Genomic DNA, 25,888 nt, shown 5'->3' on the forward strand with positions numbered 1-25,888 from the left:
CGGGACCTCGCGCCGCGCCGGCGTCATCCTGAACCTTTGACGGGCGGGGCGGGCGGGGCGACGCGGGGCGGGCGGGGCGACGCGGGCGACGCCGGGGGCGCCAGCCCGCATGGGCAGGGACGTCGCACCGGAGGCCGCGACGAGGCGTGGCGACGGGGCGACGCGGGACGCCGCGGGGCGATGGGAGGGGACGTCGCGACGACGCCGCGCTCAGTAGCCGATGAAGGTGTCGGTGCGCACCCGGCGCACGCCCGTGCCGCGCAGCGCGCGCTTGAGGGCGGAGACCGCCGCCGGCGCACCGGAGACGTAGGCGATGCGGTCGCGGGCATCCGGCACGTTGTCGTGGACGATGCCCGCGCTGAGCGCATCGCCCTGCACCCACGACCAGTGCTCCGGCAGCACGAGCGGGCGATCGGGGCAGACCACGACGACGCGCACGCCGGCGGCCTCGAGCTCGGCAGCGTACGCGAGCTCGGTCGCCGACGAGACGGCGTAGACCAGCACGACATCCCGCGGCTGCGGCTCGCCGGCGGCTTGCTGCAGCTGTCCGACGAACGGCGTGACGCCGATGCCGCCCGCGACGAGCAGGAGCTTCTGCGCCGGGTCGGCCGGCAGCGTGAAGTCGCCGCTGACCGAGGTCGCCGTGACCGGGGTGCCCGGTTCGAGCGCCATGAGCGCGGTCTTGAAGCTCGACGGCTTGTCGGGCAGCCGCACCCCGAACCGCACGCCGCCGGTCGCGGGCGCGGTGGCGATGCTGAAGACCCGCCGCCACCCGCGGGCGTCGGTGCCGCTGTGCGGGAGTGTGAGCTCCATGTACTGACCAGGGCGGAAGCGCACGGGCGCGGCCGGCCGGAAGGCGAAGTCCCAGCTGGTCGGCGTGAGCTGGCGCCGGCCCTCGAACTGCAGCCGGATGCCGCGCCGCTGCCCGACGAGGAAGGCGAGCAGGTTGCCGATCAGCAGCGCGAGCTGCGGCGAGCTGTAGAGCGGGCCGAGCGCGAACCCCACGCTCGAGATGAGGCCGACGAGCGCCGCCTCGGCCAGCTGCTGCCAGCGTCGCGGCGGCAGGGTGAGCGGCTCGCTCAGCATGAACCCGGTGAAGAACACCGTCGGCAGCGACAGCAACGACAGGCTCAGCACGTCGAGCGGGCCGGTGGCGCTCAGCAGCCCGCGCACCTGCCACACGACGACGACGGTGCCGACGAAGACCAGTCCGAGCCACAGACGGCGGGTGCGGAACAGGATGAGCAGGGCGCCGATCGCCGCGATCGGCACGAGGGGCGGCGTGGCCACCCACCAGGTCGCGAAGCCGAACGGCAGACCCGGGAATCCGACGATGAAGGCCGCCGCGGCCGCCGGGTTGAAGATGTGCCGCCCGCGCCACGCGAGCAGGTACTTCGTGGCCACGGCCACGAACGCGGCCAGCGCGAGCCCGAGCAGCGGCAGCACGTCGATCGACGGCGTGAAGATGAACAGCAGCAGGAGCGCCGTGATGATCGTGGAGCTCAGCTGCGGCCGGGTGCGGAAGATCAGCCCCGCGATCCCGTTCGTCAGGTACGAGACGACCAGCAGCACGGTCGCGCTGGCCAGCAGCGCCAGGGGGAGAACGACACGGCCTCGGGCACGAAGGTCAGTACGAGCGCCGCGACGCCCAGCACGCTGAGCGAGATGATGACGAGGCCGTACATGGTGACGCGTCCGAGCACGCGGTCGAGCCAGGCGATCATGCGAAGACCTCTCCGGGAAGGTCGGGGAGCGCTCCACGCGCCCGTCAGCGAACATCCTCACGTACTCCACGCCGTGGCGGTGCAGCAGGTTCGGATCGACGTCGAAGAACAGGGACGTGGCGATGCCGTCGGCGACCATCGCGGAGCCCGCCATCGCCCAGGTCGCGACGACGCCTCGCGTCGGCTCGCCGGTCACCGCGTCGAGCACGTGGTGCAGGCCGTCGCCCCATGCGCGGCGGGTGGTCGCGCTCGCCGCGATGGCCCGGTCCGTCGTCTCGACGACGCCGATGGCCTTCGACGGATCGGCGGGATGCTCGAGCGCGACCCGCATCGGCACGCCGCGGGGGCGCAGATCGCCGCTCGCATCCACGACCCAGCGCCCATGGCCGAGGTCGTCGAGCGCCTCGCCCACGAGGTCGACGAGCTGACCCTTGCCGGCCGCGCCGACGTCGAGGAGCGCGCCCGCGGGGGCGTCGAGGCGGCGTCCGTCCCAGGCGATCGCGGCATCCCATGCCGGAACCGGCATGCGATCCGCCGCGGGTGTCAGCCGGTACTGCCCGTCGTAGCCGAGAGCCTCGAGTGCGCGGCCGACGAGCGGCGAGACGCGCCCTCCGGTCGCCTCGTACAGCTCGCGGTAGAGGGCCAGCAGCGGCGCCGCCTCCGGGGGCAGCTCGTAGGAGCCGGGCTCACGCGCGATGCGCGTCACGAGCGAGTCGTCGCGGAAACGCGACCAGTCGCGGTCGTAGCGCTCGATGCGCTCGGCGACCACCGCGCGCTCGGCCGTCGTCAGCTCCCGTTCCGTGTCGATGCGCCACGGCGCCCCGATCGCGTCGAACGACCAGGCGTACGGAAGCGGATCGACGAGCGCGCTCAGGACCCCGCCGCCTGCTTCTTGATGGCCTCGACGGCGGCGCGGAATCCGCCGCTCGTGAGCGAGGATCCGGCGACGCGAGACACGCCGAGGGAGTCGATGTCCTTGCCCACGACGAGCGCCGAGATGCCCTCGGCGAACATGGCCTGGTACTGGATGGCGTTCGGATCGGTCGCGTGCCGCCCGATCCGCACCGCGGTGACCGTGTCCTTCGCGAGCGTCAGGGTCACCGTGATCGTCTCGGTGCCGCTCGGCGCCTGGTAGCTGCCGTCGGCGGTGTAGGTGCCGTCCTGGTAGGGGCCGCCGCCCGATCCGGAACCCGCGGCCGCCCCACCGGCGGCGCACCCGGCCAGCGCGCCCACCAGTCCGAGGCCCGCGAGTCCGAGCCCGGCCCCCGGAGCACGGGACGTGAACGGACGAACGACGAGCGGGGCACGGAGATCTCCTGACGAGGACGGGATGGTCGGCGATGCCGCCCGTGCCTCCAGCATCCGGATCGCACCTTGGAGGTGTCTCGGAGCGACCGGTGGGCGGCGTGCGGCAGAGGAGGGTCCTCCTTCGAATCCTCTCGGACATCACGGCGTCCGTGCGCGGGCGGTTCACCTCGGTAGGGTGGCGCCTCGTGGAGATCGTCATCCTGCCCACCGCCGCCGAGGTCGGTCGCGCCGCCGCCGCGAAGATCGCGCATCGCATCGCGCGGCATCCGGAGACCGTGCTCGGGCTCGCGACGGGATCGTCGCCGCTCGCGATCTACGCGGAGCTCGCCGCCCGCCGCGAGGCCGGCCTCGACGTCGGACGCGTGAGCGGCTTCGCGCTCGACGAGTACGTGGGCTTGCCCACGTCGCATCCGCAGAGCTATGCGAGCGTCATCCGCACCACGGTGACCGAGCCGCTCGGTCTCGACCCCGCCCGCGTGCACGTGCCCGACGGCCTCGCCGACGACATCGAGGCCGCGTGCGCGGCGTACGAAGCCGCGATCGCCGACGCCGGCGGCGTCGACGTGCAGATCCTGGGCATCGGTGCCAACGGGCACATCGGCTTCAACGAGCCCACGTCGTCGTTCCAGTCGCGCACCCGCATCAAGACGCTCGCGCCGCGCACCCGGCAGGACAACGCGCGCTTCTTCGACTCCCTCGACGAGGTGCCGACGCACTGCGTGACCCAGGGGCTCGGCACGATCCTGGAGGCGCGCGAGCTGCTGCTGGTCGCGCAGGGGGAGGCGAAGGCGGATGCCGTGGCCGCGGCCGTCGAGGGACCGTTCGCCAGCGTGGTGCCGGCCTCGGTGCTGCAGTGGCACCGCAGCGCGACCGTGATCCTCGACGAGGCGGCGGCGTCGAAGCTGCGCCTGGCCGAGTACTACCGGTACACCTACGAGCACAAGCCGCCGTTCCAGCGCTGGGACTGAGATGACGCGATCCGCCGCACTCGGCGTGCTGCTGCCGGGTTTCGAGGGCACGGCGCTCCCCGGCTGGCTGCGCGAGCGGCTCGCCGACGGTCTCGCCGGCGTCTGCCTGTTCGCGACCAACATCGCCGCGCCGTCGCAGGTACGCGAGCTGACCGACGCGATCCGCGAGGCGAACCCGCGCGCGGTCATCGCGGTCGACGAGGAGGGCGGCGACGTCACCCGCCTGCATCAGCGCACCGGGTCGCCCTACCCGGGCAACGCCATCCTGGGTCGCATCGACGACCTCGAGCTCACCCGCCGGGTCGGCGAGACGGTCGGCCGGGAGCTCGCCGCCGCGGGCATCACGCTCGACTTCGCGCCGGATGCCGACATCAACTCCGATGACCGCAATCCCGTCATCGGCACCCGCAGCTTCGGCGCCGACCCCGGGCTCGTCTCCCGGCACACGGTCGCGTGGATCGAGGGGCTGCAGTCGACGGGTGTCGCCGCGAGCGCGAAGCACTTCCCCGGCCACGGCGACACGGCGTCCGACTCGCACCTGGCGATGCCGGTCGTCGACCTGCCGCTCGAGGCCCTGCGCGCCCGCGAGCTTCTGCCGTTCGCGGCGGCCGTCGGCGCGGGCGCGCGCAGCGTCATGACCTCGCACATCCTCCTGCCGCAGCTCGACGGCGACAACGTCGCGACGTTCTCGCCGCGGATCCTCGGCGAGCTGCTGCGCGGCGACCTCGGCTTCACGGGCGCGATCGTGACCGACGCGCTCGACATGCGCGGCGCGAGCGGCGGGATCGGGATGGCGACCGCCGCGGTGCGCGCGCTCGCCGCGGGCGCCGACCTGCTCTGCCTCGGCACGGCGAACACGGCAGAGCAGGTCGACGGGCTCGCGGCGGCGATCTCGGCGCGCGTGGCGGCATCCCGGATCGCCGAGGCGCTCGGGCGCGTGGCGCCGCTCGGCGTCCTCCCGCCGGTCGTGCCGTCTCCCGCTCCGGCCTTCGATGTCGACCGCACGATCGGCGCGTTCGACATCGCCGCCGGCGTCACCGTGCGCCCCGAGCGTCTGCTCGTGCAGCTCGAGACCGGGTCGAACATCGCCGTCGGCGTGTCGCCGTGGGGCCCGGCCGCCGCGGGCGTCGAGGTCGTGCGGGTGCGCGAGGGCGACGCCCTCCCGTCACCCGGCGCCGCGCAGCTCGTCATCGTCGGCCGCGACAACCACCGCCGCGCGTGGACGCGCGACGTGATCGACGCGGCTCGGGCATCCGGCCGCGACGTGCTCGTCGTCGACATGGGGTGCCCGTCCGCCGACCGCCGCTACGCCGACGTCGCGACGTTCGGCGCCTCCGCGCACGCGGGAGCCGCGCTCCTCCGCCTCCTCGACCGACTCGGCCGCGGAGCGTCTACTCGACCCGCTCGCCGAGGGACCAGACGCCGGTAACGTTCCACGCCCCGTCGAGTGCGACGACGTCGGCCGGGTAGCCCGGTTCGAGCAGCCCGAGACCGGGGATCCCGAGGGCGCGCGAGGGGATCGTCGTGAGGGCGGCGATCGCCGCCGCCGGCATCGCGCCCATCGCGATCGCCTGGCGCAGCGCCACGTCCTGGGTGAGGGTCGACCCCGCGATCGTCTGGGTGCCGGAGAGCACCGCGAGGCCGTCGCGCACCGTGACGTTCAGGGTGCCGAGGCGGTAGTCGCCGTCGGCCTCGGCGGCCGCCGACATCGCGTCGGTGATGAGCGCGACCCGGCCGGGCGCGGCATCCCAGAGCAGCTTGGCCACGTGCGGATGCACGTGCAGGCCGTCGAGGACGAGCTCGAGCGTGATCCGCTCGTCGTCGATCGCGGCGACCACGGGACCGGGCGCGCGATGGCCGATGCCCGGCATCGCGTTGAAGGCGTGCGTGAGCACTCGTGCCCCCGCGTCGAAGGCGGCGCGAGCCGTCTGCTCGTCGGCCTCGGTGTGGCCGACCGCGGGCACGACGCCGGCGTCGGCGAACCGGGCGATCGCCTCGAGCCCGCCGGGCAGCTCCGGCGCGAGCGTGACCTGGCGCAGCGTTCCGGCGGCGGCCTCGATGAGCCCCTCCACCGACTCGGGGTCGGGATGCCGCAGGAACGACTCGTCGTGCGCGCCGCGGCGGGCGGGCGCGAGGAACGGCCCCTCGAGATGCGAGCCGAGCACCCGCGGATCGCGCGTCGTCAGCTCGGCGACCTCGGCGATCCCCTCGCGCAGCTCGGCCAGCGGCGCGGAGACGAACGACACCATCGACCGGGTGGTGCCGTGTGCACGGTGCGCGGCGAGCGCCCCTCCAGCTCGGCGGCTCCGCCGTCGACCGAGTGGCCGCCGCCGCCGTGCACGTGGATGTCGACGAACCCCGGCGCGAGCGTCGCGTCGCCGAGGTCGACGGTCGCGTCGGCATCCGGAGCCTCGCCCGTGCCGGTCGCCCGGATGACGTCGCCGTCGATCAGCGCCCACGCGCCCCCGCGCCGGCTCTCTCCCCGCGCTCGTCGATCAACCCGGCCGCGCGCAGCAGCGTCGTCATCGGAAGATCACCGTCCTGGCCCCGTCGAGCAGCACGCGATGCTCGGCGAACCAGCCGACCGCGCGGGTCAGGGTGCGGGACTCGATGTCCTGCCCGATCGCGCGCAGCTGCTCGGGCGACTGGCTGTGGTCGACGCGTTCGACGTTCTGCTCGATGATCGGCCCCTCGTCGAGGTCGGTCGTGACGAAGTGCGCGGTCGCGCCGATGAGCTTGACGCCGCGGGCGTGCGCCTGCCGGTACGGGTTGGCGCCCTTGAACCCCGGCAGGAACGAGTGGTGGATGTTGATGATCCGTCCCTCCAGTGCGGCGCACAGCTCCGGCGACAGGATCTGCATGTAGCGCGCCAGCACGACCAGCTCGATGCCCTCGCCCTCCACGATCCGGAGCACGCGCCGCTCGAACGCCGCCTTCTCGTCGGCATCGCTCACGGTCTGCCATTCGAACGGCACGCCGGAGAAGTCGGCGAGGCTCTCCAGGTCGGCGTGGTTCGCGAGCACCCGGGCGATCTCGATCGGGAGCTGGCCGGCGCGCTGGCGGAACAGCAGGTCGTTCAGCGCGTGCGCAGCGGTCGAGGCGAGCACGAGGGTCTTCACGGGGCGACCGACGACGTCGAGCTGCCACGTCATCCGGTACCGCTCGGCGATCGGGGCGAGCGCCGCGGCGAACGCGTCGCGGTCCGCGGCCGACTCGACCTGCAGACGCATGAAGAAGGTGCCGCTGTCGTGGCTGGAGTACTGCTGCGACTCGGTGATGTTGCCGCCGGCCTCGACGACGGCGCCGCTGATGGCGTGCACGATCCCGGGTCGGTCGGGACAGACCAGGGTCAGGATCCAGTGCGTCGCCGCGTCCACGCGCCCAGCGTATCGGCGGCCCGGATGCCGGAGTCGCCGCAGGCTCTCATCCGGTCGTCAGCCGCTCCAGCGCGCCGGTCTGGGAGAGCAGCGCGAACCGATCGGGCACGCCCCAGTGCTCTGCGATGAGGCCGTCGCGCACCCGCACCACATCGATCACCGTGATCTCGAACGGGCGGCCGCTCGGCGGACCCAGCAGCGGCCCCGTCTGGGTTCCGCGCCCGATCGCGCGCACCCAGGTCACGTCGTCGTGCTGGGCCCAATCCTCGATCGTGTAGGTCACGTCCGGGGCCATCTCGTGCACCTGCCTCGCGGCCAACCGGGCCCGTGCCACCGCCTCCGCGCCGACGGCCTGCATGCCGAACTGGTGCTCGACGAGGTCGGGCGAGCTCAGCTCCGCGATCACCTCCGTGCGACCGCCGGCGAACGCCTCCACCAGCACTCGTTCGACGAGGCGCACCGCCTCCGGGACATCCTCTCCTGCGTCCATCTTGCATCTCCCATGCATTCACTGCACTGATACTGCATTCAACGCATTGATAGTGTCGCGCCGTGGGCTCCGATGTCAAGACCAGCTGGCGCGCGCAGCAGGCCGCCGCCACACGGGAACGCATCGCCGAGACGGCGAGAGCGCTGTTCGCCAGTTCCGGTTACGCGACGACGAGCATCGACCGGATCGCGCAGGAGGCGGGAGTCGCCGTGCGCACGGTCTATGCGGCGTACGGCTCCAAGCGCGAGATCCTCTCCGAGATCTGCGAGGCGTGGCTGACCCGCGCCGATGCTCGCGGGCGGGCCGCGGAGGTGCTGGAGCGGCCCGACGAGACGTCTCGCCTCCGCGGTGCGGTCGAGTGGCTCGTCGACCTGTACACCGCCGATTTCGACGTGGTGCTGATCCTGGAGACCGCGGCCGACGAGAGCCCCGAGACGCAGGAGCTGCTCCGTGCGAAGCTCGCGGGCCGCGACCGGATCATGAACGGCTTCATGCGCTCGCTGCGGCCCGCCCTGCGGGTGCCCCTGCCGGAGGCGCAGGCCGTGTACCGAGCGCTGGCGGCTCCTGGTGTCTACCGCGAGCTCGTCCTCCGCGCGGGATGGGACAGAACCCGCCTCATCGACTGGATCGAGGAGACCCTGCGCCGCAGCGTCCTCTAGCCCGAGAATCGGCGGCCGGGAAGGTCATAGGCTGCACGCGAGATGACCGAGCGGACCGCCCCCTTCCCGCTCTTCCGGCTCCTCCTGATCGCGGGCGCGATCTTCGTCAACAACACCAGCGAGTTCCTGCCCACCGGCCTCCTGCCCGACATCGCCCACGGGCTGCGGGTGTCGGAGTCGCAGGTCGGCCTCCTGGTCACGGTCTTCGCGGGCACCGTGGTCGTGACGACGGCGCCGCTCACGGCACTGACTCAGCGCTTCTCGCGCAAGTGGCTCATGGTCGTGACGCTGGGCGTCTTCTTCGTCGTCAACGTGCTGTGCGCGGTCGCCCCGAGCTACGAGTTCCTGCTGGCGGCGCGGGTGCTGGGCGGATTGGCGCACGGGCTGTTCTGGGCGGTGACCGCCCCGTACGCCGCGCGCCTCGTGCCGCGTCACCTGCTGTCGCGTGCGATCGCGGTCACCGGCTTCGGATCGTCGGCGGCCTTCGTGCTGGGCGTGCCGGTCGGCACCGCCCTCGGGCACGCGCTCGGCTGGCGGCTCGCGTTCTTCGTGACCGGCCTCGCCGTGCTCGCGTTCGCGCTGCTGGTCGTGTTCCTGCTGCCGCCGGTCTCGCATCTCGGCTCCCCCGTGACGGGGCCCATCGAGCTGGCGCCGCACCGCGACCGCACGATCATCGTCATCGTCATCGTGTGCGTGACGGTCGTGCTCATCGCCACCGGGCAGAACGTCTTCTACACCTACATCGCGCCCTGGATCGCCCAGGCGGCCGCGATGGGGACGGGTGCCGTCGCCCCGCTCCTGCTCGTGTTCGGCGTCGCCGGCGCGCTCGGCCTCGCCATCGCCGGCGCGCTCGGCGACCGCTTCCCGCGGGGCACGATCATCGGCCTGATCATCCTGCTCATCGCGTCGCTGACGCTCGCGGGCGTCCTGGCCGGCGTCTCCGACCCGGCGACCATCGCGGCGCTCATCGCGTGGAGCATCGGGTTCGGCGGCATCCCGGCGCTGCTGCAGGCGCGCATGATGCACGGCACGTCGCAGCGGCTGCGCGACATCGGCTCCGCCTGGACCACGATCGCCTTCAACGTGTCGATCGGCGGCGGCGCGCTGCTCGGCGGCGTGCTGCTCGACGGGTTCGGGCTCGGCATCCTGCCGTTCGCCGAGGTCGCCTTCCTCGTCGCGGGGCTCGCGTTCCTCGTGGCGACCGACCGGGTGCGCATCGCGCGGCATCCCGGCTGATCGCTAGACTCCGGGGCCATGACGACGACCCAGGAAACTTCCAGCACCCGCGGGGCGTGGAACTCACCGGCCTCGAGACGATCGCCGAGAGCGAGCGGAAGGGTCGTCCCTCCGGGCTGTTCTGGCCGTGGTTCGCGGCCAACGTCTCGGTGTTGGCGATCAGCTACGGCTCGTTCGTGCTCGGCTTCGGGGTGAACTTCTGGCAGGCCAGCATCGTGAGCGTCGTCGGCCTGGCGATCTCGTTCCTGTTCTGCGGCTTCATCTCGCTCGCGGGCAAGCGCGGATCGGCGCCCACGATGGTGCTCAGCCGCGCCGCCTTCGGCGTGAACGGCAACCGGCTGCCGTCGATCATCTCCTGGCTGCTCACGGTCGGGTGGGAGACGGTGCTGTGCGTGCTCTCGGTGCTCGCCACCTCGACGGTGATCGGTGAGCTCGGCGGCCCCAAGGACAGCGTCGTCATCAAGGTCGTCGCGCTGCTCGTCATCGCCGCGATCATCGTGATCGCGGGCATCTACGGCTTCAACCTGATCATCAGGCTGCAGGTGATCATCACGATCGTGACGGGCATCGTCACGGTGATCTACCTCATCCTCGTCATCCCGAAGATCGACTGGGCCGCGGTGTCGTCCCTGCCGGCCGGCGCCATCGGCCCGGTGATCGGCGCGTTCGTGCTCATGATGACCGGATTCGGGCTCGGCTGGATCAACGCCGCCGCCGACTACTCGCGCTACCTGCCGCGCTCGGCGCGTTCGGGCGGCGTCGTCGGCTGGACGACGTTCGGAGCGGCGATCGCGCCGGCGATCCTGGTGGTCTTCGGCGTGCTGCTCGCGGGGTCGTCCAAGAAGCTGAGCGACGCCATCGCGGGCGACCCGATCGGCGCGCTCACCTCGATCCTGCCGGTGTGGTTCCTCGTGCCGTTCGCGATCGTCGCGATCCTCGGGCTCATCGGGGGCGATCCTCGACATCTACTCGTCGGGCCTCGCGCTGCTGAGCGCCGGCCTCCGCCTGCCTCGGCCGATGGCGGCGGGCATCGACGGCATCATCATGATCGCGGGCGCCGCCATCGTCATCTTCGCGGCCAAGGACTTCGTCGGCCCGTTCCAGGGCTTCCTCATCACGCTCGGCGTGCCGATCGCGGCGTGGGGCGGCATCTTCCTCGCCGACATCCTGCTGCGCAGGCGCGACTACGCCGACAAGGAGCTCTACACCTCGCGCGGCCGCTACGGCAGCGTGAACGGGACCGCGGTCATCCTGATCCTCGTCGGCACCGCGGTCGGCTGGGGCTTCGTCGTGGCGACCGCCTCCGTGTCGTGGCTGACCTGGCAGGGCTACTTCCTCGGGATCATCGGCGGCAAGGACGGCGCGTGGGCCTACGCCAACCTGGGCGTGCTGTTCGCGCTCGTGATCGGCTTCGTCGGCACGCTGATCTTCGGCCGGGCGCGCATCCGCCGGCAGGAGGCCGCGACCGCCGCGGAGAGCTGACATGGCCGCCAGCGAACCGGAGGCCGAGACGGCCTCCGGGACTGGGGCCGCGGCGACGGTCAGAAATGACCGTCGCTCTGAAGCGAAGCCCGTCCTCGTCGCGATCGACATGCAGGCGATCTTCGAGCCCCCGAGCCCGTGGGGGCGCCGGACTACGCGACCGCGTCCGCCGGCATCCAGCGGCTGCTGCCCGCGTTCGGCGGCGACGCGATCTTCACGCGATTCGTCGCTCCCGAGCGGCCGCGCGGGGCGTGGGTGCCGTACTACGAGCAGTGGGCGTTCGCGCTCGTGCCCGACGACGACCCGCTCTACGCGCTGAGCGAGCCGTTCCGCGACCTCGCGCCGCACCTCGAGACGCGGCCGACCTTCGGCAAGTGGGACGCCGCATTCGAGGCCGCGATGGGCGGCTCGACCGAGATGGTGCTCACGGGGGTCTCGACCGACTGCTGCGTGATCTCGACGGCGCTCGCGGCCGCGGATGCCGGCGTGCACGTGCGCGTCGTCGCGGACGCGTGCGCCGGGATCAGCCCGGCCGACCACCAGCGCGCCCTCGACGCGATGGCGCTGTACGGCCCGCTCATCGAGATCACGAGCGTCGACGAGGTGCTGGCGGGGAAGTGACCGGGAGCGCGCGGGCCCTCGCCGCCCTGCAGGGCCTGGCGATCGGCGACGCGCTCGGGATGCCGACCCAGCTGCTGTCGCCGGACGCGATCGTGGAGCGGTACGGCGCGATCGAGGGTTTCCGGGCGGCGGTGCACGATCATCCGATCGCGGCCGGGCTGCCGGCGGGCTCGGTGACCGACGACACCGAGCAGGCGCTCCTGCTCGGCCGGCTGCTGCTGGAGACGGGCGGACGCGTGCCGGCCCGGGAGTGGGCCGACCGGCTGGCCGCATGGGAGGACCGGATGCGGGCCCGCGGCTCGCTCGATCTGCTCGGCCCGTCGACGCGGGCGGCGATCGCGGCGATCCGCGCGGGTGCCGACCCGGCCGACGCGGGCCGCACCGGCACGACGAACGGCGCCGCGATGCGCATCGCGCCGGTCGGCATCGCGACCGGATCGCGCGACCTCGCGGCGCTCGTCGACCTGGTCGCCGAGGCGTGCCGACCGACGCACGACACGGGCATCGCGATCGCGGGAGCCGCCGCCGTCGCGGCGGCGGTGAGCGCGGGGATCGACGGCGCCGACCGCGCCGCCGCGACCGAGGTGGCGATCGCCGCCGCCGAGCTCGGCGAGCGGCGCGGGCACTGGATCGCGGGCGCCTCGGTGGCGGCCCGCATCGGCTGGGCGGTCGCGCTCACCGCGCATCCCGACGGGGCCGAGCGGCTGATCGCGCTGGTCGGCACGAGCCTTGCGACGCAGGAGTCGGTGCCGGCCGCGTTCGGCATCCTGGCGCTCGCCGGCGGTGACGGCTGGACGGCCTGCCTGGCGGCGGCCAACCACGGCGGCGACACCGACACGATCGGGGCGATGGCGGGCGCGATCGCCGGTGCGACCGGCTCGGCGTGGCCGGCGGGCGCCGTGCAGACCGTCACCACGGTGAACGAGCTCGACCTCGAGCCGCTCGTCGGCGGGCTGCTGGCGCTCCGGGCGGCCGCGTGACGCGCGTCGTCAGCGTCGGCAACGCCGTGGTCGATCTGCTGCTCGAGCTGCCCGAGCTGCCGCGCTCGGGGGCGGATGTCACGGCGACCTCGTCGCGGACCGCGGTCGGCGGCAGCGCGACGACCCTCGTCGCGGCCCGGCGGCAGGGGGCCGCCGCGGCGTACGCCGGCGGCCACGGCACCGGCCCGTTCGGCGACCTCGTGCGCTCGGCGCTCGGGGCCGAGGGGATCGCCGTGCTCGCCGATCCGATCCGGGATCGCGATACCGGGTGGGACGTCGCGATCGTCGAACCGGGCGGCGAGCGCAGCTTCCTCACGACGGTCGGCGCCGAGGCGCTCGGCGATCCGCACGGCCTCGTACTCGGCGCCGGCGACCTGCTGCACGTCTCCGGGTACGCCCTCGCGCGCGAGCCGAGCGGGCCGGAGATCGCCGCCTGGATCGGGTCGGTGCCGCGCGAGGTGGTCGTGCTCGTCGACCCGGGCCCGCTCGCGTCGACGCTGCCCCGCGAGGTGTTGGCACCCGTCGTGGCACGCGCGGATTGGTGGAGCGCCAACACGGCCGAAGCCGACGCGATCCCGGCGGGCGGGTTCCGCGTGCTGATCCGGCGCGGCGCCGGCGGCTGCACGGTCGACGGCGTCACCGTGCCGGGATTCGCGGTCGATGCGGTCGACACCAACGGCGCCGGCGATGTGCACGTCGGGGTGTTCCTCGCCGGGCTCGGCGCGGGGCTCGATGCCGTCGACGCGGCACGCCGGGCGAACGCGGCCGCCGCGATCGCCGTGACCCGGCGCGGTCCGGCCGGCGCCCCGACCCGGGCCGAGCTCGACGCGTTCCTCGCCGAGCGGGGGCCGTGACGAATGTCACGGGAGAGGCGTGACGGGCGGCCGAGGCATCCGGAGTCGTCGCGGATGAGGCTCGGAGCATGCCGATCAAACTGCTGCGCTGGATCACCCTCGCCCTCCCCGCCGGTCTCATCGCCGAGTTCCTGCTCGGTGACCAGTACCTGAGCGGCGCTCCCGCGCCGGTCGTCGAGCAGGTCGTCGAGGTGCTGCTCTACACGCTGTTCTACGGGTCGGCCGCGATCACGATCCGCGAGGTCACGCGGCGGCTGGGGCGCGGCTGGCCGACGATCCTGCTGCTCGGCCTCGCCTGGGGCGTGATCGAGGAGGGCCTGGTCACGCAGTCGCTGTTCGACCCGCACTACCTCGGCGCGCACCTGCTCGAGCAGGGCTTCATCCCGCTGCTCGGCACCTCCGGTCCGTGGCTCGTGTTCGTGCTCATGCTGCAAATGGTGTGGAGCGTCGCGACCCCGATCGCGCTCGCGGAGGCGATCGCGACACCGGCGGACGGCGGGCCGCAACGCGCCTGGTTCGGCCGCTTCGGGCTCGTCCTGTTCCCGGTGCTGACCGCGCTCGCCGCTGTCGCCGTGTTCTTCGCGTCCGTGCCCGGGGTGCGCGGCTACGACCCCGACCCGCTCCGGCTGCTCGGCTCCGTCGTCGCGGTGGTGGTGCTCGTCGTCGTCGCGGTGCTGCTGCCCGAGCCCGGTGCGGCCCGCGACTCCGGTCGCGTCGTGCTGGGCATCGTGCTCTCGGCCGTGCTGCTGAGCGCGGCGCAGCTGGCGCGCGGGATCGGCGACCCGTGGCTCGCGGTCGGCGTCACCCTCCTCGCACTCGCGGCGCTCGCCGTGCTCATCGGCGCGCTGCGTCCGGCGCCGGTCGGTCTCGCCGCAGGGGCGGTGCTGACCTACGTCTGGGTCGGGATGCGCAACGCGATCCCCGCGGGACCGGTCGCGATCGCGGAGCAGTCGGTGCTCGTCCTGCTGGCCCTCGCCTTCACCGCGCTGGCCCTCGTGAGGCAGCGGCGCGGTTCAGTACACTGAGCAGGGTCGCGACTGGCGTTCGGGTGGATCACCACCGGGGAGCGGCTCACACGGAACGCGGCCGTACGCCTGGGCCGCCGACATCCGACCGTGAGGAGCCCGACATGTCATCGTCCCGTTCGTTCCTGGCTCCGCTCGCGGAGGTCGATCCCGAGGTCGCGGAGGCGCTCGAGCTGGAACTCGGCCGCCAGCGCTCGACGCTCGAGATGATCGCGAGCGAAAACTTCGTGCCGCGCGCCGTGCTCGAGGCCGCCAGCTCCGTGCTCACGAACAAGTACGCGGAGGGTACCCCGGCCGCCGCTACTACGGCGGCTGCGAGTACGTCGACATCGTCGAGAACCTCGCGATCGAGCGTGCCAAGAGCCTGTTCGGGGCGGCCTACGCCAACGTGCAGCCGCACTCGGGTGCGAGCGCGAACGCCGCGGTGCTGTCGGCGATCGCGGAGCCCGGCGACCGCATCCTGGGACTCGAGCTCGCGCACGGCGGCCACCTCACGCACGGCATGCGGCTCAACTTCTCGGGCAAGCTCTACGAGGCCCACGCCTACGGCGTGAACCCCGAGACGATGCGCATCGACATGGACGCGGTGCGGGATGCCGCCCTCGAGGTGAAGCCGAAGGTGATCATCGCCGGCTGGTCGGCCTACCCGCGCGAGCTCGACTTCGCGGCCTTCCGGGCGATCGCCGACGAGGTGGGCGCGACCCTCTGGGTCGACATGGCGCACTTCGCGGGGCTGGTGGCCGCGGGGCTGCACCCGAGCCCCGTGCCGCACGCGCACGTGACCTCGTCGACCGTGCACAAGACGATCGGCGGGCCGCGCTCCGGCTTCATCCTGAGCAACGAGGCGGACATCGCCAAGAAGCTCAACTCCAACGTCTTCCCGGGCCAGCAGGGCGGACCGCTCATGCACGTGATCGCGGCGAAGGCCGTGGCGTTCAAGCTCGCGGCGGACGCCGAGTTCGCCGACCGGCAGCGGCGCACCGTCTCGGGCGCGCAGCTGCTCGCCGAGCGCCTGACCACCGACGAGGCGAGGGCGGGCGGCCTCGACGTGCTGACCGGCGGCACCGACGTGCACCTCGTGCTCGCCGACCTGCGCACCTCGCCGCTGGACGGCAAGCAGGCCGAGGACCTGCTGCACGAGGTCGGGATCACCGTCAATCGCAACGCGGTCCCCTTCGACCCGCGCCCCCGATGGTCACGTCGGGTGTGCGCATCGGCACGCCCGCGCTCGCCACCCGCGGGTTCGGCGACGACGAGTTCCGCGAGGTCGCCGACATCATCGGCACGGCGCTGCACCCCTCCGAACCCGACATCCCGGCCCTGCGCGAGCGGGTGCGCGCCCTCGCCGACCGCTTCCCGCTCTACGAGGGCCTCGAGTCCCCGGGGACGTGGCGATGACCCCCGCCATCCGGCTCGACGGGATCGCGACGGCGTCGGCGATCAAGGAGGAGCTGAAGGTCCGGATCGCCGCCCTCCGCGAGCGGGGGATCGTGCCCGGTCTCGGCACCCTCCTCGTCGGCGACGACCCCGGATCGCTCTCCTACGTCGGCGGCAAGCACCGCGACTCCGCCGAGGTGGGCATCGAGTCGATCCGCGTCGACCTCCCCGCCGACGCCACCGAGGCCCAGGTGCACGCCGAGATCGCCAAGCTCAACGCGGATCCGGCGGTCACCGGCTACCTCGTGCAGCTGCCGCTGCCGCGTGGCATGGACGAGCACGCCGCCCTCGTCGCGGTGGATCCCGCCAAGGACGTCGACGGGCTGCACCCGCTCAACCTGGGCGAGCTCGTGCTCGGCGTCGACGGCGAGCTGCGCACACCGCTGCCCTGCACGCCGAACGGCATCATCGAGCTGCTGCGCCGGCACGACGTGCCGATCGCCGGCCGGCATGCCGTCGTCATCGGCCGCGGCCTCACCGTCGGCCGGCCGATGGGTCTGCTCCTGACGCGCAAGGGCGTCGACGCCACCGTCACCCTCGCGCACTCGCGCACGGTCGACCTGGCCGCCGAGGTGCGCCGGGCCGACATCGTCGTGGCGGCTGTGGGCGTGCCGCACCTCGTGCAGCCCGACTGGGTCAAACCGGGCGCGGCCGTGCTCGACGTGGGCGTGACCCGCGTCGGCACCACCGCGAGCGGCAAGGCGAAGCTGGCGGGCGACATCCATCCGGATGTCGCCGAGGTCGCAGGCTGGCTCTCGCCGAACCCCGGCGGCGTCGGGCCGATGACGCGGGCCATGCTGCTGCAGAACGTCGTCCTGTCGGCCGAGCGCCGGCTCGCCGCCGCATGACCGCACCCGCGATCCCGCGGATCGCGCTCGAGCACGGCGCGGCGCGGGCGCAGGTGTCGCCGCTGGGCGCGGCGCTGTGCTCGCTGACGGTCGACGGTCGCGAGCTCACCGAGCCCGTGCCGGCCACCGCGATCGCTCCCCAGGGCAACGGCCTCGTGCTCGCGCCGTGGCCGAACCGGGTGCGCGACGGACGCTGGACGCACGACGGCGTGGTGCAGCAGCTCGCGATCACCGAGCCGGCATACGGGAACGCCTCGCACGGTCTGCTGCGCAACACCGCGTACCGCGTCGTGGAGCGCACGGCGTCGACCCTCGAGCTCGGCGCCCTCATCGTGCCCCAGCCGGGCTGGCCGTTCACGCTCGAGACGCGCGTGACGTACCGGCTCGACGACGACGGCGTCACGGTGACGCACCGGGCGGTCAACGGCTCCGATGCGTCGGCGCCGTGGGCGGTGGGGGCGCACCCTACCTCCGCAGCGGCGCGCACCCGGTCGAACAGCTCGAGCTCGCGGTGGCCGCCACGGCGTGGCTCGACAAGGACGAACGGCTGAATGCCCTCGGCATCCACCCGATCGACGCGGAGCACGACCTGCACCGGCCCACCGCGCTCGCCGGCATCGACGCCAACACCGCGTACACCGGTCTCGCGAACGGCGACGCGACCGGTCCGATCGCCGAGCTGCGGGCTCCGGATGGCGGCCGCACCGTGCTCTGGGCCGATCCGGCGTTCGGATGGCTGCAGGTCTACACGCCCCGCGACCACCCGCGCCCGGACGGCACGGGACTCGCGGTCGCGCTGGAGCCGATGACGGCCCCGCCGGACGCCCTCAACTCACGTCTCGGGCTCGCGCACCTCGCGCCGGGAGCCGAGTGGTCGGCGTCGTGGGGCATCCGCGCGGCGTGAGCGACGCGCGGTCCGACTAACTGGTGCCGCCGAACTTGCAGGCCGCCCCGCCGTCGGTCTCGGGATGCGCGGCCCAGGTGCTCGCGAAGATGCTCGACGTCGCCGCATCGCCGAGCTGCAGGTGGCAGCGGGTGAACGAGACGCCGTCGGACGCCGCTGCGCCATCGGCGCCGACCGCGCTGAACCCGTAGCGGAACACCGCCCAGCCGCCGATCGCATCCGGCTTGCCGCCGGCCACCGGCGAGACGGCGTGCGCCGTGCCGGGGATGACGGCCAGCGCGGTCGCGCACAGCTGCTGATACGGCTCCTGGTCACCGTTCCAGATCGGGTAGCCGGCCATGTCGATCGCGATGCGGCCGTCATCGTCGCTCCACGTGTCGCCCGGCTTGAGCGTCGACGTGACGGTCGCCTCGAGGTACTGGATGGTCGGGAACGCCTGGCGCCAGCCCTCGCACTGCTGGTCGAGCGTCGTCTCGTCGCCGCTCTGATGCTCGGTGCGCTCGACGGGTGCCTTCACGGTCTCGATGAACGTTGCGGCGCTCCCATCCGGGGCGGTCGCGACCGCCGTGATCTGGAACAGCACGTCGGACGGCAGCGGCGACTCGGTCGGGGTGGGCGTCGCGCTCGGCGTCGCGTGCCGGCTCTTCACCGGCTTCGCGCCGGAGGAGTGCGCGGGGTGCGCCGGCGCGCACGCCGTGAGGGCGAGCACGCCCGCGAACGCCGCGATGGCGAGCACGCCCGACCTGCGCATGGCGACGACGGTAGCAGGAGCACCCGACGGCGCGCCGCGTAGGATCCGAAGGTGATTCAGCCCGTCGGTGAACCCCTGTTCCTGCGTCGCGGCGCCGCGGAGGCGCGCATCGGCACGGTCGCGGCCGCGCTGCGCTCCCTGACGGTCGGCGGAGCCGATCTCACGCAGCCGACCCCCGACGACCGGCCTCCGGCGAGCAGCAACGGCATCGTGCTCTCGCCGTGGCCGAATCGGGTGCGCGATGCCCGCTGGACGTGGAACGGGCGCCCGCAGCAGCTCGACATCACCGAGGTGGATCGCGGCAACGCCTTGCACGGGCTTCTCCAGTTCACGGAGTACGAGGTCCGCGATCGCGCCGACGATCAGGTGACGCTCGCCGCGACGATCTATCCGCAGCACGGCTGGCCGTTCGTGCTCGAGACCTGGGTGCGCTACCGGCTGCTCGACGACGGTCTCGAGGTCACGCACGGCGCCGTCAACCACTCCGCCGACCCCGCCCCCTATGCCACCGGCACCCACCCCTTCCTCCGCGTCGGGGACGCCCCGATCGCCGACCTGCGGATCACCGTTCCGGCCGCGCGGTATCTCGCGGTCGACGACCGGCTCAATCCGACCGGGCTGCCGCCGGTCGACGGCACCGCGTTCGATCTGCGCGGCGACCCCCGCGTCGGCGACCTCGCCCTCGACACGGCGTATGGCGAGCTGACCCTCACCGACGTCGACGGCGGCCGGGGCACGAGCGCGACGCTCGTGGCACCGGATGGCGCCCGCACGATCCTGCGCCAGGACGTCGCGTGGGGCTGGGCGCAGGTCTACACGACGCATCAGTACGCGAGCCCCGACGGGCCGATCGACGCCGTCGCGGTGGAGCCGATGACCGCCCCGCCGGACGCGCTCAACTCCGGCACCGACCTGGTCTGGATCGCCCCAGGCGAGACGTGGGAGGGCGGCTGGGAGCTGCGCCGCGCGGAGGCCTGATGGCCGGGGATCGCGACCGCCGCATCCGGAGGTGGCGGCAGTACCTCGCCGACGAGCGGGCCGAGGCTCAGCTCTATCGTGAGCTCGCCGGCCGCAGCAGCGGCGAGGAGCGTGCGGTGCTGCAGGGACTCGCCGATGCCGAGGGGCGGCACGAGGCGCACTGGCTCGCGCTGCTCGGCGACCAGGCCGGGTCGCCGCGGCGCACCGACCTCCGCACCCGGCTGCTGGTGTTCCTGGCCCGGCGGTTCGGCTCGCTGTTCGTGCTGGTGCTCGCCCAGCGCGCCGAGGGGCGCTCGCCGTACGGGCGTGACGAGGATGCCACCGAGACCATGGCCGCCGACGAGCGGATCCACGGCGAGGTGCTCCGCGGACTCGCGGCGCGCGGCCGCACCCAGCTCGCCGGCACCTTCCGCGCGGCGGTGTTCGGCGCCAACGACGGCCTGGTGAGCAACCTCGCCCTCGTGCTCGGCATCGGCGCGACCGGCGTCGACCGGATGACGGTGCTGTTCACCGGCGTCGCCGGGCTGCTCGCGGGCGCGTTGTCGATGGGTGCGGGGAGTACGTCTCGGTGCGGTCGCAGCGGGAGCTGCTCGAGGCATCCCGTCCCGATCCCGCGTCGCAGGCGGCGCTGCCCCACCTCGACGTCGACGCGAACGAACTCGCCCTCGTCTACCGCGCCCGCGGCATGAGCGAGGCGGAGGCGACGGCGCACGCCGCGCAGGTGCTCTCGACGCTGCGCCTCGACGAGGACGACGCGGCCGCCGTCGGCGTCGACGAGAACGAGGCGGTCGGATCGCCGTGGCGTGCCGCCATCTCGAGCTTCCTGTTCTTCGGGTCGGGTGCGCTCATCCCCGTCCTGCCCTACCTGCTCGGCGCGAGCGACGTCGCCGCCGTCGTGATCGCCGCCGCCGCCGTCGGGGTCGCGCTTCTCGCGACCGGGGCCGTCGTCGGCATCCTGTCGGGCGCCTCGCCGCTCAAGCGCGCGCTGCGTCAGCTCGCGATCGGCTTCGGCGCCGCGCTCGTGACGTATCTGCTCGGGCTGCTGTTCGGCGCGGCGGGGATCTGACGGGTGCTCGCCCGCGAGTGACCAGTTTTTGCGGCTTGCCACGCGCGGACGCGGTCAAAATCGGTCATTCGCGAGCAAGCAGAGGGTGGGCCCGGTGGGGCTCGAACCCACGACCCGCGGATTAAAAGTCCGATGCTCTACCAACTGAGCTACAGGCCCGTCAGCCCCCAGCGTACCGGCGCGTACCGTGGAGGGATGGCCGCCGACTTCCACAAGCCCGCCCACTTCGGCGGCGGGGAGTTCGAGGCGTTCGCCGGTGGGGAGGATCCCGCGGCGATCATGCGTGCGGCGCACGAGAGCGCCCGGGCCCTGCTCGCGCGCGCCCGTCGCAGCGAGGATCCGGAGGTCGTGGAGCGTCTCGTCAGTTACACCGACGAGCACGGCATCGACGCGCTCGCGGAACTGTGGGCGCGGTCGGCGCCGACGAGCCTGCCCGGCGCGCTGTGGCGGATCTACCTCGTGCGGGCCATGATCCATCACGACCCGGCGACCGCGGCGATCCTGTTCCAGCGCGGGGTCGAGGTGCTGCGCACGATCGACCCGGTCGTCGCGGGGGCGCCGACCCCCGCCGGGCCGAGCGAGATCGACGAGCTGGCGGATCGCATCCTGCGCGGGCTGTTCGAGGGGACTTCGCGATCGCCCTCGATCGGGCGGCGGCGTTCTGCCGGGTCGCCGCGGCCGGGGCGTCGAGCATCGCCGACGACCAGGAGGCGACCGATCCGGAGCGCGCCCGCGAGCTGACGACGCGTGCCCTGCGGCTCACCACGACGGGCGAGGAGCTCAGCGCCTGCGCCCGCCTCGCGCGCGACGACTCCCTCGAGTAGTTCGCGCGCAGCGGAGCGACGCCCACGCGGCGCAACGTGTTCTAGGGTGGAACGCGCTGGGCCGCGGTAACCCCGGGCTCCAATTTCCGCCGCTTCGAGCGGCCTTGCGCCGAGAGGCGTTCCGCGGCCCGGCACCATCCATCCTCTGAGCGAGGCGCGCGCTACCCGAACTTGCCCGAGACGTAGTCCTCGGTCGCCTGCACGTTCGGGTTGGTGAAGATCGTCGACGTCGTGTCGTACTCGATGAGCTTGCCCGGTTTGCCGGTGCCCGCGATGTTGAAGAACGCCGTCTTGTCGCTCACCCGGGTCGCCTGCTGCATGTTGTGGGTCACGATCACGATCGTGTACTCCTGCTTGAGCTCCTCGATGAGGTCCTCGATCGCCAGCGTCGAGATCGGGTCGAGGGCCGAGCACGGCTCGTCCATGAGGAGCACGTCGGGCGACACGGCGATCGCGCGCGCGATGCAGAGCCGCTGCTGCTGACCGCCCGAGAGGCTCGAGCCGGGCAGGTGCAGGCGGTCCTTCACCTCGTTCCAGAGATTGGCGCCCTGCAGCGAGGTCTCGACCAGGTCGTCGGCGTCGCTCTTCGGCATCCGGCGATTGTTCAAGCGCACGCCGGCGAGCACGTTGTCGGCGATCGACATCGTCGGGAACGGGTTCGGCCGCTGGAACACCATGCCGACCTGGCGTCGCACGAGCACCGGGTCGACCCCCGGGCCGTAGAGGTCGTTGCCGTCGATGAGCACCTCGCCCCGCACGTGCGCGCCGGGGATCACCTCGTGCATGCGGTTGAGCGTGCGCAGGAACGTCGACTTGCCGCACCCGGACGGACCGATGAAGGCCGTCACGGTGCGCGGCTCGATCGTCATGGAGACGCCCTCCACGGCGAGGAAGTCGCCGTAGTAGACGTTCAGGTCGTTGACCTCGATGCGCTTGGACACTGGCATTCCGTCTTTCGTGGGGGTTACCGCAGGCCCCGGGGCGCGAAGAAGCGCGCGACCAGGCGAGCGATGAGATTGAGGATGACGACGAGGATCACGAGGAGCACCGCGGCGCCCCAGGCCGACTGGAACGACTGCGCCACATCCTGACCCGGGAACTTGAACGCCGCGTAGATCTGCACCGCGAGCGTGTTCATCGGATCGTGGAACGGATCGGCGTTGAAGTTGTTCGAGAAGCTCGCGGCGATGAAGATCGGGGCCGTCTCGCCGATGACGCGGGCGATGGCCAGCATGACGCCCGTGACGAGGCCGGCGACCGCGGTCCGCAGCACGACCTTCGTGATCGTCGAGAACCGTGAGACCCCGAGCGCGTAGGAGGCCTCGCGCAGCTCCTGCGGCACGAGTTTCAGCATCTCCTCGCTCGAGCGCACGACGATCGGGATCATCAGCACTGACAGGGCGACCGATGCCGAGAAGCCGCTGAATGCCTTCGGTCCCACGAGGATGCTGAACAGCGAGAACGCGAACAGACCGGCGACGATCGACGGGATACCGGTCATGACGTCGACGAGGAAGGTGACCGTGCGCGCCATCCAGTTGCCGGGGCGGGCGTACTCGACGAGGTAGACGGCGGTCAGGATGCCGATCGGGATCGAGATGACGGCGGCGATGCCCGTGATGATGAGCGTGCCGACGATCGACTGCAGCGCGCCGTACCGCACGGTCACCTTGAGGGTGCTCGGGTCGAACGTCGCGCCGCTCGAGGTCGAGATGAAGTCCCAGTCCAGCGCCGGGATGCCGCGCGACACGACCTCCCAGAGCGTTGAGACGAGCGGGATCACGGCCAGCAGGAACGCGACGATGACGAGGCCGCGGACGACGCGGTCGGTCGCCCTGCGGCGGTTCTCGACGATCGACGAGAAGGCGCCGAGCGACACCAGATACAGGATCGCCGACGCCACGAGCCAGCCGACGACGTTGAAGCCCATGATCGCGAGGAGGCCGGCGGCGACGAAGAGCGACCCCGCCAGCGCGTACAGCTCGAAGAACCGCGGGAGCTGTCCCGAGGTCAGGCTGTTCGCCTGCGGCCGGCGCGCCGCGCCGCGCTTGCCGATCGTGCCGGTGCTCACGCGTCGTCACCTCCCGCGGCGCGGCGCGTCGCCCGGCGGAGGCGCCGCGTCGACGTCCGGCCGGTGCGCGTGATGATGCCGCGCGCCAGGAAGTTCACGGCGAGCGAGATCACGAACAGCATGAGCCCCGTGCCGATGAGCGCCTGGCGCTGCGGGTCGTTGGACTCGGGGAAGTTGAGGGCGAGGTTCGCGGCGATCGTCTGCGAATTGCGGGTGTCGGTGGCGATCGCGAGCGAGAAGATCAGCGACGGCGAGATGATCAGCGCCAGCGCCATGGTCTCCCCGAGCGCCCGGCCGAGCCCGAGCAGGACGGCGCTGACCACCCCGACCGCGCGTACGGGAACACCGCGTAGCGGATCATCTCCCACCGGGTGGCGCCGAGCGCGAGCGCGGCCTCCTCGTGCAGCCGCGGGGTCTGCAGGAAGATCTCGCGCGAGATCGAGGTGACGATCGGCAGGATCATGACGGCCAGCACGATGCCGCCGGCGAGCATCGTCGAGCCGGTGCCGGACTGCGGACCCTCGAACAGCGGGATCCAGCCGAGGTGCTGCACGAGCCACTGCTCGGCGGGCAGCAGGAAGGGGCGGATCACGAAGATGCCCCACAGGCCGAAGACCACGGAGGGCACCGCGGCGAGCAGGTCGACGAGATAGCCCAGGATGCCGGCGAGCCGGCGCGGTGCGTAGTGCGAGATGAAGAGCGCGATCCCGATCGCGATGGGCGCGCCGATCACCAGGGCGATGGCCGACGACCACAGGGTGCCCCAGATGAGCGGGAGCACGTACGACCAGAAGTCGGCGTGCCCGGCCGTCGTGCCGTGCGACAGGTTCGGGTCGGTGGTCCAGTTCGCCGCGATCGCGGGCGCCGCCCGGATGATCAGGAACAGCGCGACCGCCGCGAGGATCACCATGATCAGCGCGGCGGATCCGGTGCTCAGGCCGAGGAAGACACGGTCGGCCGGACGGCCTCCCGCCTTCCCCGTGGTCGCGTCGGCCGGCCGGCCGGTGCCCGGACGAGAGATGGTCTCGTTGCTCACGGGGCTCTCTCTCGTCCGGGGATGGCGGCCGTCGGCGCGACCGATGGGGGAAGGGTAGTGCGGACTACTTGATGGTCGCGATCGTCTTCTGCGCCTGCTTCAGCACGCTGTTGGGCAGGGGCGCGGCGCCCGCGTTCTTGGCGCCCACCTGCTGCCCCAGCGTGCTCAGCACGAAGCCGAGGTACGCCCGGGTGAGCTCGCCCTGGGTCGCCTCCTTGTGCGCCGTGCAGGTGATGACGTACGACAGCAGCGGGATCGGGTAGGCCGACGCGTCGGTGATCTTCGAGTAGTCGATCACCTCGGACATGTCGCCCGTGCCCTGCGAGTGCACCGTGGCTCCCGCCTCGAACGCCGCCGTGGCGCCCGCGGCGGTGTAGCCCACGAAGTCCGTGCCCGTGCCGACCTGGATCCTGGCAGCCGTCGCGCCGTTGATCGAGCTCTGGTCGGCGTAGCCGATCGTGCCCTCGCCCGCCGCGACCGCGGTCACCACGCCCGAACCGCCCTGCTGGCCGCTCGTGCCGGGCACCGGCCACGCCGTGCCCGGGGCCTGCGTGAAGATGCTCGGCTGGGTGTCGTGCAGGTAGGTCGTGAAGTTCGCGGTGGTGCCCGAACCGTCGGAGCGGGTCACCACGGTGATCGGACCCGCGGGCAGTGCGGCGCCGGGGTTGTCCGCCGCGATGGCCGGGTCACCCCAGGACGTGATCTGCCGGGTGAAGATCTTCGCCACCGTGGCGGAGCGCAGCTGCAGCTTCACCCCGGGCAGGTTGTAGATGACGGCGACGCCCGAGAGGTACGCGGGCAGATCGACCGGGTCGCCGCCCGCGCACAGGGTCTTCGCCTGCGCGAACTGCGTCGGGTTCAGCGCCGCGTCCGATCCGGCGAAGTCGTACGAGCCGTTCAGCCAGTTGGTCACGCCGCCGCCGGAGCCCTGCGACTTGTCGTAGTTCACGGTGATCCCCGAAGCCTGGGCCTGGAACGCGGCGGCCCACGCGGTCTGCGCGTTGGCCTGGGCGCTCGAGCCGCCCGCGGTGATCGTGCCGCCCAGGCTCGAGTCGATCTTCGGACCGACGACCGCGGAGCTGTTCACCGCGGTGTCGGGGCCGGAGGTCGAGCCGCTGTTGCCGCCGCCGGTGGAGCAGGCGGCGAGCACGAGGGCGGAGGCCCCGGCGATCGCCGCGATCGCGCTGACGCGCTTGATGTTCACGGAGTTCCCTTCGGAATGTGGATTCGGGACGGACCCGTTGCGGGA

At 72.7% G+C, this 25,888-nt stretch carries 22 protein-coding genes, 1 tRNA gene, 4 pseudogenes and 1 riboswitch; of the genes and pseudogenes, 16 read left to right on the top strand and 11 right to left on the bottom strand.

What is annotated here, in order from left to right:
- Nucleotides 1-210: 210 nt before the first annotated feature.
- A complete protein-coding gene (locus QQK35_RS12725; protein ID WP_284254498.1) occupies nucleotides 211-2,493 on the bottom strand; it encodes an FAD:protein FMN transferase in 2,283 nt (760 codons plus the stop codon).
- A 101-nt stretch (nucleotides 2,494-2,594) separates the two neighbouring features.
- Nucleotides 2,595-3,086 carry an FMN-binding protein gene (locus QQK35_RS12730; protein ID WP_284254499.1) on the bottom strand — a complete coding sequence of 164 codons (492 nt, stop codon included), beginning with the start codon at nucleotides 3,084-3,086 and terminating at the stop codon, nucleotides 2,595-2,597.
- 131 nt (nucleotides 3,087-3,217) lie between these two features.
- Between QQK35_RS12730 and nagB the strand changes: the two genes are divergently transcribed.
- Nucleotides 3,218-4,000: a glucosamine-6-phosphate deaminase gene (nagB, locus tag QQK35_RS12735; RefSeq protein ID WP_284254500.1), complete on the top strand. Its 783-nt coding sequence runs from the start codon at nucleotides 3,218-3,220 to the stop codon at nucleotides 3,998-4,000.
- 1 nt (nucleotide 4,001) lies between these two features.
- Entirely contained in the window at nucleotides 4,002-5,429 is a 1,428-nt protein-coding gene (locus QQK35_RS12740; protein ID WP_284254501.1) for a glycoside hydrolase family 3 N-terminal domain-containing protein, read from the top strand.
- Here QQK35_RS12740 and QQK35_RS12745 read toward each other — a convergent pair.
- The 3 genes from QQK35_RS12745 to QQK35_RS12755 all read right to left on the bottom strand — a co-directional run bounded on the left by QQK35_RS12745 (nucleotide 5,392) and on the right by QQK35_RS12755 (nucleotide 7,867).
- Complete coding sequence (locus QQK35_RS12745; RefSeq protein WP_284254503.1) at nucleotides 5,392-6,249, bottom strand: N-acetylglucosamine-6-phosphate deacetylase; 858 nt, start codon at nucleotides 6,247-6,249, stop codon at nucleotides 5,392-5,394. The two genes, QQK35_RS12740 and QQK35_RS12745, sit on opposite strands and share 38 nt — an antisense overlap.
- A gap of 273 nt (nucleotides 6,250-6,522) precedes the next feature.
- Entirely contained in the window at nucleotides 6,523-7,377 is an 855-nt protein-coding gene (purU, locus tag QQK35_RS12750) for a formyltetrahydrofolate deformylase (protein ID WP_284254504.1), read from the bottom strand.
- Nucleotides 7,378-7,423: 46 nt separating this feature from the next.
- Entirely contained in the window at nucleotides 7,424-7,867 is a 444-nt protein-coding gene (locus QQK35_RS12755) for an ester cyclase (protein WP_284254505.1), read from the bottom strand.
- A 62-nt stretch (nucleotides 7,868-7,929) separates the two neighbouring features.
- Between QQK35_RS12755 and QQK35_RS12760 the strand changes: the two genes are divergently transcribed.
- The 11 genes and pseudogenes from QQK35_RS12760 to QQK35_RS12810 all read left to right on the top strand — a co-directional run bounded on the left by QQK35_RS12760 (nucleotide 7,930) and on the right by QQK35_RS12810 (nucleotide 17,913).
- Complete coding sequence (locus QQK35_RS12760; protein WP_284254506.1) at nucleotides 7,930-8,526, top strand: TetR/AcrR family transcriptional regulator; 597 nt, start codon at nucleotides 7,930-7,932, stop codon at nucleotides 8,524-8,526.
- Nucleotides 8,527-8,568: 42 nt separating this feature from the next.
- A complete protein-coding gene (locus QQK35_RS12765; RefSeq protein ID WP_284254507.1) occupies nucleotides 8,569-9,762 on the top strand; it encodes an MFS transporter in 1,194 nt (397 codons plus the stop codon).
- Nucleotides 9,762-11,244 (top strand): annotated as a pseudogene (locus QQK35_RS12770) (purine-cytosine permease family protein). The gene QQK35_RS12765 and the pseudogene QQK35_RS12770 overlap by 1 nt, the downstream one beginning before the upstream one ends.
- A 138-nt stretch (nucleotides 11,245-11,382) precedes the next feature.
- A complete protein-coding gene (locus tag QQK35_RS12775; RefSeq protein ID WP_284254508.1) occupies nucleotides 11,383-11,865 on the top strand; it encodes an isochorismatase family protein in 483 nt (160 codons plus the stop codon).
- Nucleotides 11,862-12,845: an ADP-ribosylglycohydrolase family protein gene (locus QQK35_RS12780; protein ID WP_284254509.1), complete on the top strand. Its 984-nt coding sequence runs from the start codon at nucleotides 11,862-11,864 to the stop codon at nucleotides 12,843-12,845. The genes QQK35_RS12775 and QQK35_RS12780 overlap by 4 nt, the downstream gene beginning before the upstream one ends.
- A complete protein-coding gene (locus QQK35_RS12785) occupies nucleotides 12,842-13,699 on the top strand; it encodes a PfkB family carbohydrate kinase (RefSeq protein ID WP_284254510.1) in 858 nt (285 codons plus the stop codon). The genes QQK35_RS12780 and QQK35_RS12785 overlap by 4 nt, the downstream gene beginning before the upstream one ends.
- A gap of 68 nt (nucleotides 13,700-13,767) precedes the next feature.
- A complete protein-coding gene (locus QQK35_RS12790; protein WP_284254511.1) occupies nucleotides 13,768-14,724 on the top strand; it encodes a hypothetical protein in 957 nt (318 codons plus the stop codon).
- Nucleotides 14,723-14,806: riboswitch (ZMP/ZTP riboswitch) on the top strand. (Overlaps the previous gene by 2 nt.)
- A gap of 22 nt (nucleotides 14,807-14,828) precedes the next feature.
- Nucleotides 14,829-16,122 (top strand): annotated as a pseudogene (gene glyA / locus QQK35_RS12795) (serine hydroxymethyltransferase).
- Nucleotides 16,119-17,009 carry a bifunctional methylenetetrahydrofolate dehydrogenase/methenyltetrahydrofolate cyclohydrolase gene (locus QQK35_RS12800; RefSeq protein WP_284254512.1) on the top strand — a complete coding sequence of 297 codons (891 nt, stop codon included), beginning with the start codon at nucleotides 16,119-16,121 and terminating at the stop codon, nucleotides 17,007-17,009. Before glyA ends, QQK35_RS12800 begins: the two are co-directional and overlap by 4 nt.
- Nucleotides 17,006-17,560 (top strand): aldose epimerase family protein, encoded by a 555-nt coding sequence (locus QQK35_RS12805; protein WP_284254513.1) that lies wholly within the window; start codon nucleotides 17,006-17,008, stop codon nucleotides 17,558-17,560. The genes QQK35_RS12800 and QQK35_RS12805 overlap by 4 nt, the downstream gene beginning before the upstream one ends.
- On the top strand, nucleotides 17,521-17,913 hold the full coding sequence (locus QQK35_RS12810; protein ID WP_284254514.1) for an aldose epimerase family protein: 393 nt from the start codon (nucleotides 17,521-17,523) through the stop codon (nucleotides 17,911-17,913). Before QQK35_RS12805 ends, QQK35_RS12810 begins: the two co-directional genes overlap by 40 nt.
- Before the next feature lie 16 nt (nucleotides 17,914-17,929).
- Here QQK35_RS12810 and QQK35_RS12815 read toward each other — a convergent pair whose 3' ends face one another.
- Complete coding sequence (locus tag QQK35_RS12815; protein WP_284254515.1) at nucleotides 17,930-18,664, bottom strand: hypothetical protein; 735 nt, start codon at nucleotides 18,662-18,664, stop codon at nucleotides 17,930-17,932.
- Nucleotides 18,665-18,715: 51 nt separating this feature from the next.
- On the opposite strand from QQK35_RS12815, the gene QQK35_RS12820 reads away from it, so the two are divergent.
- The gene (locus tag QQK35_RS12820; RefSeq protein ID WP_284254516.1) at nucleotides 18,716-19,642 is read left to right on the top strand and encodes an aldose 1-epimerase family protein; all 927 of its coding nucleotides are present in this window, start codon (nucleotides 18,716-18,718) and stop codon (nucleotides 19,640-19,642) included.
- Nucleotides 19,642-20,708 (top strand): annotated as a pseudogene (locus QQK35_RS12825) (VIT1/CCC1 transporter family protein). Before QQK35_RS12820 ends, QQK35_RS12825 begins: the two are co-directional and overlap by 1 nt.
- Nucleotides 20,709-20,794: 86 nt before the next feature.
- On the opposite strand, the gene QQK35_RS12830 reads toward QQK35_RS12825, so the two are convergent.
- Nucleotides 20,795-20,867: transfer RNA gene (locus tag QQK35_RS12830), tRNA-Lys, on the bottom strand.
- 36 nt (nucleotides 20,868-20,903) lie between these two features.
- On the opposite strand from QQK35_RS12830, the gene QQK35_RS12835 reads away from it, so the two are divergent.
- The gene (locus QQK35_RS12835; RefSeq protein WP_348534940.1) at nucleotides 20,904-21,449 is read left to right on the top strand and encodes a DNA-directed RNA polymerase subunit beta; all 546 of its coding nucleotides are present in this window, start codon (nucleotides 20,904-20,906) and stop codon (nucleotides 21,447-21,449) included.
- A gap of 244 nt (nucleotides 21,450-21,693) precedes the next feature.
- On the opposite strand, the gene pstB is transcribed toward QQK35_RS12835, so the two are convergent.
- The 4 genes and pseudogenes from pstB to QQK35_RS12855 form a co-directional block, all read right to left on the bottom strand.
- Complete coding sequence (gene pstB, locus QQK35_RS12840; RefSeq protein ID WP_284254517.1) at nucleotides 21,694-22,473, bottom strand: phosphate ABC transporter ATP-binding protein PstB; 780 nt, start codon at nucleotides 22,471-22,473, stop codon at nucleotides 21,694-21,696.
- A 23-nt stretch (nucleotides 22,474-22,496) separates the two neighbouring features.
- Complete coding sequence (gene pstA, locus QQK35_RS12845; protein WP_284254518.1) at nucleotides 22,497-23,603, bottom strand: phosphate ABC transporter permease PstA; 1,107 nt, start codon at nucleotides 23,601-23,603, stop codon at nucleotides 22,497-22,499.
- Nucleotides 23,600-24,624, bottom strand: a pseudogene (gene pstC, locus QQK35_RS12850) (phosphate ABC transporter permease subunit PstC). The gene pstA and the pseudogene pstC overlap by 4 nt, the downstream one beginning before the upstream one ends.
- A 79-nt stretch (nucleotides 24,625-24,703) precedes the next feature.
- Nucleotides 24,704-25,843: a substrate-binding domain-containing protein gene (locus QQK35_RS12855; RefSeq protein WP_284254519.1), complete on the bottom strand. Its 1,140-nt coding sequence runs from the start codon at nucleotides 25,841-25,843 to the stop codon at nucleotides 24,704-24,706.
- Nucleotides 25,844-25,888 lie beyond the last annotated feature (45 nt).

The sequence above is a fragment of the Pseudolysinimonas kribbensis genome (assembly GCF_030161895.1).
GTDB classification, from domain to species: Bacteria; Actinomycetota; Actinomycetes; order Actinomycetales; family Microbacteriaceae; genus Pseudolysinimonas; species Pseudolysinimonas kribbensis.